Annotated in this window: 8 protein-coding genes; 5 read left to right on the plus strand and 3 right to left on the minus strand. The window is 70.1% G+C overall.

Annotated elements, in window-relative coordinates:
* The first annotated feature begins 100 nt into the window (after positions 1-100).
* Complete coding sequence (locus ACQEV8_RS41880; protein ID WP_432972033.1) at positions 101-3,262, plus strand: RICIN domain-containing protein; 3,162 nt, start codon at positions 101-103, stop codon at positions 3,260-3,262.
* Between the two features lie 52 nt (positions 3,263-3,314).
* Here ACQEV8_RS41880 and ACQEV8_RS41885 read toward each other — a convergent pair whose 3' ends face one another.
* Complete coding sequence (locus ACQEV8_RS41885) at positions 3,315-4,760, minus strand: glyceraldehyde-3-phosphate dehydrogenase (RefSeq protein ID WP_432972036.1); 1,446 nt, start codon at positions 4,758-4,760, stop codon at positions 3,315-3,317.
* 146 nt (positions 4,761-4,906) lie between these two features.
* Here ACQEV8_RS41885 and ACQEV8_RS41890 point away from each other — a divergent pair, with 146 nt between their 5' ends.
* The 4 genes from ACQEV8_RS41890 to ACQEV8_RS41905 all read left to right on the plus strand — a co-directional run bounded on the left by ACQEV8_RS41890 (position 4,907) and on the right by ACQEV8_RS41905 (position 9,689).
* The gene (locus ACQEV8_RS41890; protein ID WP_432972039.1) at positions 4,907-5,788 is read left to right on the plus strand and encodes a hypothetical protein; all 882 of its coding nucleotides are present in this window, start codon (positions 4,907-4,909) and stop codon (positions 5,786-5,788) included.
* A gap of 256 nt (positions 5,789-6,044) precedes the next feature.
* Entirely contained in the window at positions 6,045-6,482 is a 438-nt protein-coding gene (locus tag ACQEV8_RS41895) for a Fur family transcriptional regulator (protein ID WP_432972042.1), read from the plus strand.
* A gap of 51 nt (positions 6,483-6,533) precedes the next feature.
* Positions 6,534-8,750: a catalase/peroxidase HPI gene (katG, locus tag ACQEV8_RS41900; RefSeq protein ID WP_432972045.1), complete on the plus strand. Its 2,217-nt coding sequence runs from the start codon at positions 6,534-6,536 to the stop codon at positions 8,748-8,750.
* 165 nt (positions 8,751-8,915) lie between these two features.
* The gene (locus ACQEV8_RS41905) at positions 8,916-9,689 is read left to right on the plus strand and encodes a carbonic anhydrase (protein ID WP_432972048.1); all 774 of its coding nucleotides are present in this window, start codon (positions 8,916-8,918) and stop codon (positions 9,687-9,689) included.
* A 45-nt stretch (positions 9,690-9,734) separates the two neighbouring features.
* Here the strand turns inward: ACQEV8_RS41905 and ACQEV8_RS41910 are convergent, their stop codons facing one another.
* Together ACQEV8_RS41910 and ACQEV8_RS41915 are read right to left on the minus strand one after the other, a co-directional pair.
* Positions 9,735-11,123, minus strand: a complete 1,389-nt coding sequence (locus tag ACQEV8_RS41910) for a Tat pathway signal sequence domain protein (protein ID WP_432972051.1) — start codon at positions 11,121-11,123, stop codon at positions 9,735-9,737.
* Positions 11,124-11,240: 117 nt separating this feature from the next.
* Positions 11,241-12,959: a VanW family protein gene (locus ACQEV8_RS41915; RefSeq protein WP_432972054.1), complete on the minus strand. Its 1,719-nt coding sequence runs from the start codon at positions 12,957-12,959 to the stop codon at positions 11,241-11,243.
* Between the last annotated feature and the right edge of the window lie 141 nt (positions 12,960-13,100).

Raw genomic sequence — 13,100 nt, forward strand, 5'->3', positions numbered from 1 at the left:
TCCCAACTCGCCGCACCTCTTGACGTGTTGATTGCCGTCCTAAAACATTCGGGAAACTCGATTGGTTCTGCGCGGTTCTGTTCACTCCCGAAGGGAATCCATGTCCAGCAGACATCGCCTCGCCCCGGCCTGGGCGATCACCGCCCCCCTGGTGCTCGGCGCGGGGCTCTTGGCCGCACCTCCCGCCGCTGCCGCCGAACCGCCCGGCAGCGCGGTCACGGTACGGATCGACCCGTCCTACCGGCAGCAGGAGTTCGAAGGGTGGGGGACGAGCCTCGTCTGGTTCGCCAACATCACGGGCCGCTACCCGGAACCCATCCGCCAGAAGCTCGCCGACATGCTGTTCGGCGAGGACGGCCTCCGCCTCAACATCGCGCGCTACAACATCGGCGGCGGCAACGCCCCCGACGTCCGCAAGGACTACATGAAGACCGGCGCGACCATGGACGGCTTCTGGAAGGCCCCGGCGGGCACCACCAGGGAGGACACCGACTGGTGGAACCCCGGCGACCCCGAGCACTGGGACTGGTCCGCCGACCCGGGACAGCGCTGGTGGGTGGACCGGGTCAAGAAGAAGGTGACCAAGTGGGAGGCCTTCAGCAACTCGCCCCCCTGGTTCCAGACCGTCAGCGGCTATGTCTCGGGAGGCTTCGACGCCAACACCGACCAGATACGCCCGGACCGCGTCGACGACTTCGCCACCTACCTGGTCAAGGTGACGGAGCAGCTGGAGAAGAAACACCGCATCAAGTTCGACACCCTCGCGCCGCTCAACGAGCCCAACACCAACTACTGGGGCACGCAGATCGGCCCCGACGGACAGCCCACCGGAGGCCGCCAGGAGGGCGCCCACGCCGGCCCGGAGCTCCAGCAGAAGGTCGTACTGGCCGTGCGCCGCGCCCTCGACAAGGCGAAGACCCGCGCCACCGTCTCCGCCATGGACGAGACCAACCCGAGCACCTTCGTCCGCAACTGGAACGCCTACGACGACTCCGCCCGCGCCGCCGTCGACCAGCTCAACGTGCACACCTACGGCACCGGCATGCGCACCAGCGCCCGCGACAGCGCCAAGGCCGCCGACCGGCCGTTCTGGATGAGCGAGGTCGAGGGCACCTGGGGGACCGGCACCGACTTCACCGGCATGGAACCGGGGCTCGGCATCGCCACCCGGGTCGTCGAGGACATCCGTGAACTGGAGCCGTCCGCCTGGGTGCTGTGGCAGCCCGTGGAGGACTCCATCCCCCAGGCGCAGGCGGGCAAGAACTGGGGCAGCATCCACATCCCGTTCAACTGCACCGCGAAGGACACCCTGGAGAGCTGCCCGGTCAAGGCCAACACCAAGTTCCACACCCTGCGCAACTTCACCCACCACATCCGCCCCGGCGACCACTTCGTGAAGGCCGACGATCCCTCCAGCGTCGCCGCCGTACGGAAGTCCGGCCGCGGGGCGACCGTGGTGCACGTCAACAGCGGCACGGCCCCGCGCGCCGTGACCCTGGACCTCTCACGCTTCGGGCGGGTCGCACCCGGCGCCGAGGTGACCCCCGTGGTGACCAGCGCCGACGGCGCCCTGGTACGCGGCGCCCCGGTGAAGGTGAAGGACGACTCCGCCACGCTGACCGTCCCCGCGAAGTCGGTCACGAGCTTCCTCGTCGACGGTGTCTCGGGTACCGGCAAGGACGCCGCACTCGTCCAGCCCGGCCATGTCTACCGCCTCCAGGGAGCCCAGAGCGGCAAGTCCCTGGCCCCGTCCGGCGAAGGCAACGGCGTCGTCGTCCGTACGGCCGACCCGGCCGCCAAGTCCCAGCTGTGGTCCGTGAAGCAGCTGACCAGGGGCGACGGCAACCGGGAGCGCTACGCCCTCGTCAACGCCGCCACGGGCACACGCCTCGCCGTGCGCGACAACGAGGCGGTGCTGGAAGAGAGCGACACGCCGGCCGCGCGGTGGATCATGTCGACCACCGGAGACGGGACCTGGACCTTCGTCAACGCCGCGACGGGCCGACTGCTCGACGTCGTGGGGCAGTCGACGGCGGACGGCGCCCGCGTATCGGCCTTCCTCCCGACCTCCAACGCCAACCAGCGGTGGGCCGTCACCGACGAGACCGTGCTCCGTACCCAGCAGGCCAAGGCGTTCACCGTCCCCGGCCGCACGCCCGAACTGCCCGGGACCGTGACACCCGTCTACCGGGACGGCGCCCGGGGATCGCTCCCCGTGCGGTGGACGCTGCCCTCCGAGTCACGGTGGCGCGAGCCCGGAACCGTCCGGGTGAAGGGCCGGGCGACCGACGCGCTCGGCCGGACCGTCCGGGCCGAAGCGGTCGTGACCGTGGACACCATCGCTTCGACACATCCGGCCCGCGCCAAGACCTACACCGGCGGACGCCCCGACCTGCCCGCCACGGTCACCGGCATCGGACGGCACGGCGGAAGTGCCGACCTTCCGGTCACCTGGGACCCCGCACCCGACGGCGCGTTCGACGACACCGGAGTGGTGACCCTGCGAGGCACCGCCCACGTCCCCGGCAAAACGACGGCAGCGGCGGCCGTACGCGTCCAGGTCACCGCACCCCGGGAGACGAACACCGCGCTCGACGAGGGCGTGACGGCCGGCGCGACGTACACCGAGAGCGGGTACTCCGCCGAGGGCCTGCGCAACGGAAACACGTCCGAGAAGGCCTGGTCGAACTGGCGATCAGGCACGAAGAACCCGTCCGACACCATCACCTTCACCCTGCCCGAGGCACGCGATCTCACCCGGGTCGTCACCCACTTCCACCGCGACGGCGGCAACGTCAGCTTCGCGCAGTCCCTCAAGGTGCAGGTGCGCGGGGCCGACGGCACCTGGGCCGACGCGAGCGACGAGGTCGCCGTGGGCACCGAGGGCACACCTGTGGTCGACGTCCCGGTGCGCGCCACCGGCCCGGTGACCGGGGTGCGCGTGGCCATGACGGCACGCCCGGGCGGCTACATCACCCTCGGCGAGATCGAGCTGCGCGCCAAGGCACCGGGAGCTTCCTCCGACTCCGCCGCCGCGTCGATCGAGGTGGACGGCGAGCCGCTCGACGGCTTCGACCCGGACCGGACGAGCTACCGCGTGGCGGCCGACCGCCCGGACCGGGCGAGGATCACCGCGACGGCCCGTGACCCGTACGCGACCGTGACCGTCCGCAAGGAGGCATCACGCGTAGCCGTCGTGACCGTGAGCGGCGAGGACGGCTCGCGGACACGGGAGTACAGGGTCCAGCTCTCGCGCTCCTGACGCAGGAAAGCGCGGGGCCCGCACGCCCCGCGCTTTCACCGGATCGCCGGGATCAGACCGCCGGAGCCGGGTACGTCGGGTACTCCACGCCGGACACGTGCTGCACGACACGGATGACCTGGCACGAGTAGCCGAACTCGTTGTCGTACCAGAGGTAGAGGATCGCGTTGTCGCCCTCGACCTTGGTCGCGCCGGCGTCGACGATCGAGGCGTGGCGCGAGCCGATGAAGTCGCTGGAGACCGCGTCCGGGGCGCTGATGAAGTCGATCTGGCGCTTCAGCGGCGAGGTCAGGGAGACCTCACGGAGGTAGTCGAGCACCTCCTGGCGGGTGGTCTCGCGCGCGAGCTGCAGATTGAGGATCGCGATGGAGACGTCCGGCACCGGCACCCGGATGGAGCTGCCGGTGATCTTCGCCTTCAGCTCGGGCAGCGCCTTGGAGACGGCGGAGGCGGCACCGGTCTCGGTGATGACCATGTTGAGCGGCGCGCTGCGGCCCCGGCGCTCGGACTTGTGGTAGTTGTCCAGCAGGTTCTGGTCGTTGGTGAACGAGTGGACGGTCTCCACGTGGCCCCGCTGGACCCCGAACTCGTCGTCCATCGCCTTCAGCGGCGGCACCAGCGCGTTCGTGGTGCACGACGCGCAGGACAGGATCTGCTCGTCCGGCTTGATCGTGTCGTGGTTGACGCCGTGGACGATGTTCGGGACGTCGCCCTTGCCGGGGGCGGTCAGCACGACCTTGTCGATCCCCGGGCGCAGGTGCTCCGACAGGCCCTCGCGGTCGCGCCACTTGCCGGTGTTGTCGATGAGGATGGCGTCCTTGATGCCGTACGCCGTGTAGTCGACCTCGGACGGGTCGTTCGCGTAGATGACCTTGATCTCGTTGCCGTTGGCGACGATCGTGCTGTTCGCCTCGTCGACGGTGATCGTGCCCTGGAACTGGCCGTGGATCGAGTCGCGGCGCAGCAGCGAGGCGCGCTTGACGATGTCCTGATCGCCTCCGCCGCGGACGACGATGGCCCGCAGGCGCAGGCCGTTGCCCGAGCCGGACTTCTCGATGAGCAGCCGGGCCACGAGGCGGCCGATGCGGCCGAACCCGTACAGGACGACGTCGCGGCCCTCGCGGCGCTCGATCTTGTTGGCCCCGGTGGCACCGGCGACGGCCTCGGCGGTGAACTCCGCGATCGACAGACCGCGGTCGTCCTCGCGGTACGTCGCGGCCAGCATGCCGATGTCGATCTGCGACGGCCCGAGGTCGAGCTCGGCCAGGGTCTTGAGGAACGGCAGCGTCTCGGTGACGGAGAGCTCCGCACCCGCGATCTGGCGGGCGAACCGGTGGGTCTTCAGGATGCTGACCACCGACTTGTTCACCAGGGAGCGGCTGTGCAGCAGGACGGTCACGTCCTGCTCCCGGTGCAGCTTCCCGATGATCGGGATCATCGACTCCGCGATCTCCTCGCGGTTCTTCCAGTTGGTGAACGAGTCGTCGTTGACAGTCACAGATCCATCTTTCGAGCTAGGCGGCGCTCATATGTTAAACGGTCGATCTCCCGATCATGAACGGGGTACCTCCGGAGCCTTCCGCGAGCCCCGGTCGGCGCGGCCTGAGACGATCGAAGCGGAGCTTCCGCGCGAAAGGGACGCTCATGGAGTACGACGCCGTGGCCGACGAGCTGTACGCCCTGCGGCCGGACGAGTTCACCGCGGCCCGGGCCTCGGCCGTCGCCGCCGCCCGTACCGCCGGTGACCGGGAGCTCGCCGAGCGGATCGGCGCGTTGCGCAAGCCCAGTCTCGCGGCCTGGGTGGGTAATCTCCTGGTCCGCGGTCTCCCCGGCGAGGTCGAGCCCCTGCTCCGCTTGGGGGAAGGCCTGCGGCAGGCCCACCACGACCTGGACGGCCCCGAGCTGCGTGAGCTGAGCCGGCAGCGGCACGCGATCGTGCGCGCCTTGTCCGCCCAGGCCCGGCAGCTCGCCGCGGAGGCCGGTCACCCGGTCGGCGACAGCGTGCTGCGCGAGGTCGAGAACACCCTGCACGCCGTCCTGGCCGACCCCGAAGCCGCCCGGGCCTGGGCGTGCGGGAGGCTGGTCAAGCCGCTCAGCGCCACCGTCGGCTTTCCGGCCGCCGTGGAGCGAGCCGTCCCGCAGGGCACCGGGGCCCGGCGCCGCCCGTCTGCCTCGGCTGCCCCTTCCCGCTCGAACCGGAAGGCGGACGTGGAGCGGCGGCGACTGGCCGAGGCCCGGCGGGACGCCGAGGCCGCCGAGCGGGAGCTGGGGACGCTGCAGGACGAGGCGGCGGCCGCCGCCCGGGACGTGCAGGAGGCGAAAGAGCAGGTGGACCGCCTCCAGCGGCGCGTCGGCGAGCTCACCGAGGAACTGGAACGCATCAGGGGCGAGCATGAGCAGGCCCGTTTCGCCCAGCGGTCGGCCCGGGAACGGGCGCGTACTGCGGACCGCCGCGTCCGCGAGGCCGATCGCAAGGCCGCCACGGCCACCGCCAAGCTCGAACGCCTGACCTCCACGAACGCCTGAGCCTCCGTCAGGGAGAAAGAGCGCCGGTGAGGAGGGCACCGGCGGTCATCACGATGGCGGGCGACGGCACGAGCGGTACTGACACGCCACGGGCACGGCTGACCACCCGGCCGGCAGAACTCCACGGCACAATCCCTGTGACGGAGTTCACAAAGCTGCGATGAAGCCCGCCACGCAAGGCCTCACGAACACGACACCAAAATTGAACCGTTCGTTTTCTTGAATCGGTCGTGTTTATGGCACTAGGTTGTCCGGCATGACCGCATCCCAGAACCCGACCACCGCCGAGGAGCTCCGCGGTGCCGGCCTGCGGGTGACGGCCGCCCGCGTCGCGCTGCTCGAGACCGTGCGGGACGGTGACCACCTCGGCGCCGAGGTCATCGCCTCCGAGGTGCGCGGCCGCGTCGGCCACATCTCCGTCCAAGCCGTGTACGAGGGGCTCCACGCACTCACCGCGGCAGGACTCGTACGCCGCCTCGACCCTCCCAACAGCCCGGCTCTCTATGAGGGACGGGTCGGCGACAACCACCACCACCTCGTATGCCGGTCGTGCGGGACCGTCGCCGACGTCGACTGCGCGGTCGGCCACGCCCCCTGCCTGACCGCCTCCGACGACCGCGGCTTCGCCGTCGACGAGGCCGAGGTCATCTACTGGGGCCTGTGCCCCGCCTGTTCCACCGCCCGCAGTTCCTGAGCAATGTGATCCACCCGAGCACCGTGATCCACCCCGTCCGGAAGGATTTCCATGACTGAGAACCACGACGCGATCGTCACCGACTCGAAGTCGGAGGAGGCAGGCGGCTGCCCGGTCGCGCACGGCCGCGCCCTGCACCCGACCCAGGGCGGCGGCAACCGCCAGTGGTGGCCCGAGCGGCTCAACCTGAAGATCCTCGCCAAGAACCCCGAGGTGGCCAACCCTCTCGGTGGGGACTTCGACTACGCAGAGGCCTTCAAGAACCTCGACCTCGACGCCGTCAAACAGGACATCGCCGAGGTACTGACCACCTCGCAGGACTGGTGGCCCGCCGACTTCGGCAACTACGGCCCCCTGATGATCCGTATGGCCTGGCACAGTGCGGGCACCTACCGCATCAGCGACGGCCGCGGCGGCGCCGGCGCGGGCCAGCAGCGCTTCGCCCCGCTCAACAGCTGGCCGGACAACGGCAACCTCGACAAGGCCCGCCGCCTGCTGTGGCCCGTCAAGAAGAAGTACGGCCAGTCCATCTCCTGGGCCGACCTCCTCATCCTCACCGGCAACGTCGCCCTGGAGCAGATGGGCTTCGAGACCTTCGGCTTCGCCGGCGGCCGCGCCGACGTCTGGGAGGCCGAGGAGGACGTCTACTGGGGTCCCGAGACCACCTGGCTCGACGACAAGCGCTACACCGGTGACCGCGAGCTGGAGAACCCGCTGGGCGCGGTCCAGATGGGCCTCATCTACGTCAACCCCGAGGGCCCCAACGGCAACCCGGACCCGATCGCTGCGGCCCGCGACATCCGCGAGACGTTCCGCCGCATGGCGATGAACGACGAGGAGACCGTCGCCCTGATCGCCGGCGGTCACACCTTCGGCAAGACCCACGGTGCCGGCCCGGCCGACAACGTCGGCGCCGACCCCGAGGCCGCCTCCATGGAGGAGCAGGGCCTGGGCTGGAGGAGCACCTACGGCACGGGCAAGGGCGGGGACGCCATCACCTCCGGCCTGGAGGTCACCTGGACCACCACCCCGACGCAGTGGAGCAACGGGTTCTTCAAGAACCTCTTCGAGTTCGAGTACGAGCTCGAGCAGAGCCCGGCCGGCGCCAACCAGTGGGTCGCGAAGGACGCCCCGGAGATCGTTCCGGACGCACACGACTCGTCGAAGAAGCACCGTCCGAAGATGCTCACCACCGACCTGTCGCTGCGCTTCGACCCGATCTACGAGCCCATCTCCCGCCGGTTCTACGAGAACCCGCAGGAGTTCGCGGACGCCTTCGCCCGCGCCTGGTTCAAGCTGACCCACCGTGACATGGGCCCGAAGTCCCTGTACCTCGGCCCGGAGGTCCCGGCGGAGACCCTGATCTGGCAGGACCCGCTGCCCGAGGCCGAGGGCGAGACCATCGGCGCCGAGGACATCGAGAGCCTCAAGACCAAGCTCCTCGAGTCGGGCCTGTCCGTCTCGCAGCTGGTGTCCACCGCGTGGGCCTCGGCGTCCACCTTCCGCGGCAGCGACAAGCGCGGCGGCGCCAACGGCGCCCGCATCCGCCTGCAGCCGCAGCGCGGCTGGGAGGTCAACGAGCCCGACGAGCTGGCGCAGGTCCTGCGCGTCCTGGAAGGCATCCAGGAGGAGTTCAACTCCGGCGCGAAGAAGGTCTCCCTGGCCGACCTGATCGTCCTCGGTGGCTCCGCCGCCGTCGAGAAGGCCGCCAAGGAAGCCGGCTTCCAGGTGCGGGTTCCCTTCGCCGCGGGCCGTGTGGACGCGACGGAGGAGCACACCGACGCCGAGTCGTTCGAGGCGCTCGAGCCGACCGCCGACGGATTCCGCAACTACCACGGCAAGGGCAACCGCCTCCCGGCCGAGTTCCTGCTGCTCGACCGGGCGAACCTGCTCACCCTGAGCGCCCCCGAGACGACCGCCCTGGTCGGTGGCCTGCGTGTCCTGGGCGCCAACTACCAGCAGTCCCAGCTCGGCGCCTTCACCAAGACGCCCGGCTCGCTGACGAACGACTTCTTCGTCAACCTGCTCGACCTGGGCATCGAGTGGAAGTCGACGTCCGAGGACCAGACCACGTTCGAGGGCCGCGACGCCGCCACGGGCGAGGTCAAGTGGGCCGGCTCCCGCGCCGACCTGGTCTTCGGCTCGAACTCCGAGCTGCGCGCGCTCGCCGAGGTCTACGCGAGCGACGACGCGAAGGAGAAGTTCGTGAACGACTTCGTCGCCGCGTGGGTCAAGGTCATGAACCTGGACCGGTTCGACCTGGTCTGATCGACTCCGCCAGACAGAACGCCCCGGGCCGGCCGGCCCGGGGCGTTCTGCTTTCCCCTGAAGGACTGTCAAAAACGGTTCAAGGTAAGAACATCACTTACCCAACTCTCACCATGAAACGGCAAGAAACGCGGCCGGGCGCACATTCGGGCATACGTTCTGGTCGTGAAGACAGATTCCGCTGCCCACAGAGGCGCCGGCCGTGAACCGCACCCCTTCGCCGGTCCACGGCCGACCACCGGTGGCACCGTCCGCCGCACGCTCCTGCGCACCGCGCTGACCGGGGCCGCAGCCTTCGGCGCGGGCCTCGGCGCCGCCCGGCCGGCCGCCGCCGCCCCCACCCAAGGCTCACGGCCCGAAACCCCGGCCGAGGCCCTCGAAGAGCTGGCCGCCGGCAACCGTCGCTGGCGCGCCTGCCGTGAACGCCACCCACACGAAAGCCTGGAGATCCGGCGCACGTTGGCCACAGCTCAGCACCCCTTCGCGGTCGTGCTCGGCTGCATCGACTCCCGTGTCCCCCCGGAGCTGGTCTTCGACCAGGGACTGGGCGACCTGATGACCGTCCGCACGGCCGGTGAGGTCCTGGACGAGGCCGTACTCGGCAGCGTCGCCTACGGCGTTCTGGAACTCGGCATACCCCTGGTCGTCGTGCTCGGGCACCAGTCGTGCGGCGCGGTGCGTGCCGCTGTCGAGGCCGAGCAGTCCGGGAGCCACCTGCCCGCGCACATCCAGTACCTGGCCGACCAGATAGGCCCGGCCATAGACCACAGCAAGGAAGGCGACGCCCGCATCGACGCGACCGTCGACGCCAATGTCAGTCTCGTACGCTCCAAGCTGGAAGCGGAGCCCGACCTCGCCACGAGGATCGCCACCGGCAAGCTGGCGATCGTGGGCGCCCGCTACGAACTGACCGACCAGACCGTTCACCGCGTCCGTTGAGAAGCTGCCCGGTCCGTCGCACGCGTGGGCGGACCGGGCAGCCCGTCACGCCTGAAGCGGATTGAAGCGCGCCGCGGCCATCAGGTACCAGGCGGTCGCCCCCGTGTGCCGGTACGGGTAGTAGCCGAAGCCGAACCCGGTGTCCAGCGGACTGCTCGCGGACACGACTCCGGCCCGCTCGGGGAGGGCCTTGCCACCGAGGGTCTGACCCCCGCCCAGCAGCTCCTGGGCCTGCTCGATCGAGGCGATCAGGCGCCGGGCGCGTGCCTCGTCACCACGGTCCCGCCGGTCCCGCAGGGCGAGCGCGAGGTGGGCCGTCCCCTCGAACCACACCCCGTTGCGGTCGGGCTTGGGCTGACCCTCGGCGATCGGCGCGTCCTCGTCCGCCACCAGACTCGCCGAGCTGAAGGTGACCCCCTCGTACGACCCTGCGGGCACCGTGCTGTTCCTGCGCTCGGCATGATCAACAACGGCCAGCTCGGCCGCGGCCCAGTCCAGCGAACGCGAGCGGCCGGCGGAACCGAGCGCGAGATGGGTCCAGGTCTGTGTGTCCTCCGGGATCGGGGACTTGTTGACGGTCACTCCGTCGTTCGTGCCGGTGTAGAAGAAGCCCCCGGACGGTTCCCACATCCTCCGCACGAACGCCTCGGCCCGCCCGCGTCGCTCCGGCCACACCCGGTCCCCGGTGAGCCGGGCGAGCCGGCCGAAGAGACACACCAGGTCCGTATTGTGCTCGGTGGAGGTGAACGGCAGCCTCTGGTTCGCCCCGTCCACTCCGAACTTGTAGCCGCCGAGCGGTTCGTCGGTCCGGCCGGTGCGCTCGATCCACTCGCCGATGCGTACGGCACCGGCGAGGAAGCGGCGTGCCTTGGTGCGGCGGGCAAGGGCGCTCAGCGCGATCCCCGCCCAGGCCATGTCGCCCACGGCCGTGCCGGTGAAGCCGAACTGCGTACCGACGTTGGCGCTGCCGTCCGCCCGTACGAAGCCGTCGGGCTGCCGCGAGCCGTCGTAGAAGGTGTACGGCCCGACGTTGTATGCCTGCCGGAGCCTGCCGTCGTCATGCACCGGGTCGTGCGACTGGGCGTAGAGCAGGGCGTCGCCCAACGCCGTTGCCCTGCTGAGACCACCCGAGGTCCGCGCCGCCAGGTGGGCCAGGATCGCCAGGGCGTTGTCGTAGGTGAACGCGGTGCTGAACAGGCCGGCCTGGTCGGTGTAGCTCTGGGTCAGGCGGATGGCGCCGTGGTCGGGATAGGCGTCCATGGCCGCGGCGAGGAAGGCCCGTCCCCGGACCGGGGCCGATTCCCGGCCGGCGACGGCCGCACCGGCCGCCATGGCCTGCCCTGGGCCGGCCGCGGCAAGCCCCATGGCACTGATACCGAGTCCGGCACCGATGAGCGAACGCCGGCTGAACGCCGGGCCTTGTCTGCCAGTCATGAATCTCCCTTGAGAGCGCTCTCAGCTCACTGCGCGCTCATTCTGCTGACGGCTCAGGGAGGGGTCAACGTCCTGGCAGGAAAGGAGAGTTCCAAGTGCGGACGAACGACGGGTGGATCACTCGCACATGATTTCGTCACGCGGTGTGTAGTGCGTGCGGTACGGCTCCCGCTTCACTTCCCTGCCGTCGTTGTAGAAGATCCGCTCCACGGTGACGTCGAACCCTTCGAGCGGAGTCTGCGGCACGCACTCCTTGTCCTTGCTCTTTTTCTTCGACGGCTTCTTCACCTCGGTGCGCGGCCCCTTGACCGACTTGATCTCGTCGTACTTGCGGGTGCCGAGGAAGGAGACGGTCACCGACGTGTCCGTGGACTCTGCCTGGATGTAGATCGCCTTGCCGGAGTCGTTGGTGAATCGCAGGTCCAGGCTGCCCCAGGCGACCGTGGCCTCGCGGCCCTCCGGGTAGCGCTCGATGTAGAAGGAGTGCGCGCCGTGCTCCACGGGCTTGACCCCGGCGAAGAACAGCGCGTTGTACATGGTCGTCGCGACGGCCGAGACGCCGCCGCCGGACGCCTTGGTGAACTTGTCGTCGAGGATGATGATGCCTTCGACGAAGCCGTTCGCCTCGGTGCGCTCGCCGACGGTCCGGTTGAAGCTCCACATCTCGTCCGGCCTGACGAGGGAGCCGTTGATGAGTTCCACCGCCCGGCCGATGTTCTTCGTGCGGTACTCGGCCGGTTCGAAGTGGACCGTGAAGGAGGACATCTTCTCCGTCAGCCCCAGCTCCGGGGCGTTCTCCCGGGTCACCTCCGGCTGGGTCTCGCGTACGGCGACCTCGCCGTCGCGGTCGCCGCCCGATCGCGTGAGCAGTGGCAGCACCGCCTTGCCCAGCGCCTTGTCGGTGACCTCTCGGCCGACCCTGGCGTCCTCGGCGACCACGGCCTTGTCGCCGTCCGAGCTCAGCCTGGCGTTCTCGGCGGTGGTGGTGACCTCGTCCAGCGGGCCGGCCACGGCGGGGTCGGTGCGCAGCCCCTCGGCGTCCAGCTCCGGTCTCAGTCTGCCGCTGCCGTCCGGCCGCATCGTCAGATGCTCGCCCAGCACGTCCTGGCCGACCGTGAACCGCCTGCCGGCCGCGGTGAGTGTGACGGGCGCCGACACGGCCGGCTCCGCGAACGTGCGCACCGCCCGCCCGACCTCGTCGGCCGTGACCTTGGGCCGGGTCTCACGGGCGGGCAGCGATGTGACCGCGTCGCCGTCCCCGCGCAGGAAGGAGTCGCGCAGGGGAGTGACCGCGGCGTTCACGTCCAGCGCGTACCCCGTGCGCGGCGCGACCTCCTCGACCCGCCCGCCGTCGAAGGAGACGGCACCGTCACGGACCTTCTGGTCGAGCCCCTTCGCCAGCCGCCCGAGGGCCGCCCGGGCCTTGTCCTCGTCCAGGCGTACGACCGGCTCGATCACACCGCCCGAGCGGAAGAACCCGCCGAACACACTGAACGGATCGGTACCGGTGCGCGCCGCCCGGTCGACGGTCTCCCGGGCGTCGTAGGAGAGCCCGGCGTGCCGCGGATCGACCGTGCCCGTGCGCTCCCCGACCTTCACAGGCAGTTCCCGCGATCCGTCCGCACCCAGGTGCCGCTCCAGCTTCCGTACCGCCTCGGCGCGGCTCAGCCCTCCGATCTCCACCCCGCGCACGGTGGTGCCGGTGTCGATCTCCCCGCCCGTGAGCATCAGCCCCGCGAGATACAGCCCGCCGACCCCCACGGCCAGCGCGCCGCCGGCCAGGGCGAAGGGCGGGAGGGAGGTGATGCGCGGGAGGGAGGTTATGCGGGGGCGCATGGGTCTCCTGAAGATCGATACGCGGGTGCACCCGATGACGCGACGCTGCTGCGGGCAAACACGTCAAGCTATTCACAACCGGGCGGCAACGGGTATGGCCCAGACCACTTATGTCCGAGATCATGTCTGATCCGGCAGGAA

Source organism: Streptomyces sp. CA-179760 (assembly GCF_050937045.1).
Lineage (GTDB): Bacteria > Actinomycetota > Actinomycetes > Streptomycetales > Streptomycetaceae > Streptomyces.

Coding starts and splice junctions, on each gene's coding strand:
- ACQEV8_RS41880 (WP_432972033.1), top strand. CDS start 101: ATGTCCAGCAGACATCGCCTCGCCCCGGCCTGGGCGATCACCGCCCCC.
- ACQEV8_RS41890 (WP_432972039.1), top strand. CDS start 4,907: ATGGAGTACGACGCCGTGGCCGACGAGCTGTACGCCCTGCGGCCGGAC.
- ACQEV8_RS41895 (WP_432972042.1), top strand. CDS start 6,045: ATGACCGCATCCCAGAACCCGACCACCGCCGAGGAGCTCCGCGGTGCC.
- katG (WP_432972045.1), top strand. CDS start 6,534: ATGACTGAGAACCACGACGCGATCGTCACCGACTCGAAGTCGGAGGAG.
- ACQEV8_RS41910 (WP_432972051.1), bottom strand. CDS start 11,123: ATGACTGGCAGACAAGGCCCGGCGTTCAGCCGGCGTTCGCTCATCGGT.
- ACQEV8_RS41915 (WP_432972054.1), bottom strand. CDS start 12,959: ATGCGCCCCCGCATAACCTCCCTCCCGCGCATCACCTCCCTCCCGCCC.